The 968-nt window shown below is 33.0% G+C and carries 1 protein-coding gene; it reads left to right on the top strand.

Annotation, left to right across the window (positions count from 1 at the left end; all coding sequences use genetic code 11):
* Positions 1-66 precede the first annotated feature (66 nt).
* Positions 67-237 carry a hypothetical protein gene (locus tag AFK68_RS36045; RefSeq protein ID WP_168186256.1) on the top strand — a complete coding sequence of 57 codons (171 nt, stop codon included), beginning with the start codon at positions 67-69 and terminating at the stop codon, positions 235-237.
* The last annotated feature ends 731 nt before the right edge of the window (positions 238-968 follow it).

The raw sequence follows: 968 nt of genomic DNA, 5'->3' as shown, positions 1-968 counted from the left end.
CTATAGCTTAGGGCTAGAGCAATTCTACAAACAAATGCAAAATAACATTAGAAGTGGAAGAAGAAGATGAATAATTTAGATCGGGCAACAGTCGAATTAAATAATATTTTTCAGCAACATCTACAAACAATTGCTCCTACTAGATCGTTATTAGATTGGAACCACAAAAAACTGCAAAATTTTTATCTTCATGCTCAATTACTTGCTACTAAGAATGAAATAACTGAATACTTATAAAAGTGTCCGGATGAGAAAGGTCAGCAGTATCGCGTATCTGTAGAAAGTAAGGTTAGTAATCATTTATTTACTTGCACCGGATGGGTTTTTCAGAATCATTTTAAGTTGCCACAGCAGTCATTTGAATTTTTTTTTTGTGAAGCGATCACTAAAAATACTATCAAACAAGTATAGCAATGCCACCCTTTTTCTAAGTCCCTAGCTAGTTATTTTGAGGAAATATTTACCACCGATCTATTGAGTCAAATTTATCAAAACTAATCTGATCTTTTCGACAGAATGACTCCTGGTATTTATAGCAATCCTCCGCATATTTGTGGCAAAAATATTACTGCTTTTTAGGCAACAGGCAACAGGTAGGAGTTTCAACTTTTTTATCTACTTTTTGATTTGTCGCGACCTATTTAGGATTACTATATTTGTTTAATATTGAGAATTATGATTTACTCAGAGAACGAATTCTCCCAAAGCAAGGAGTCATTAATGTCAATGATATTACCAATTAATTAACGTCAGTTTGATGAAGCTAAAATAAAGTAGATGAATCATCTTTTCTGGTGTTTTGAACAGGTGGCAGCATTTCAGTTATCAGTACCTCCGACTTAGGAACTTTTACTCAGGTTCAGCAATTCTATTGCGTATGTGGCAATAAGAATTTTTACTTATTGCGATATACGCAATAGGAATTTTTACTCAGATTCAACAATTCTATTGGCTATGTGAAATAAGAA

This window comes from Hydrocoleum sp. CS-953 (assembly GCF_002260545.1).
Lineage (GTDB): Bacteria > Cyanobacteriota > Cyanobacteriia > Cyanobacteriales > Microcoleaceae > Trichodesmium.
The sequence above is the reverse complement of the archived record's forward strand: the minus strand, read 5'-3'. Positions and strand labels throughout refer to the sequence as shown.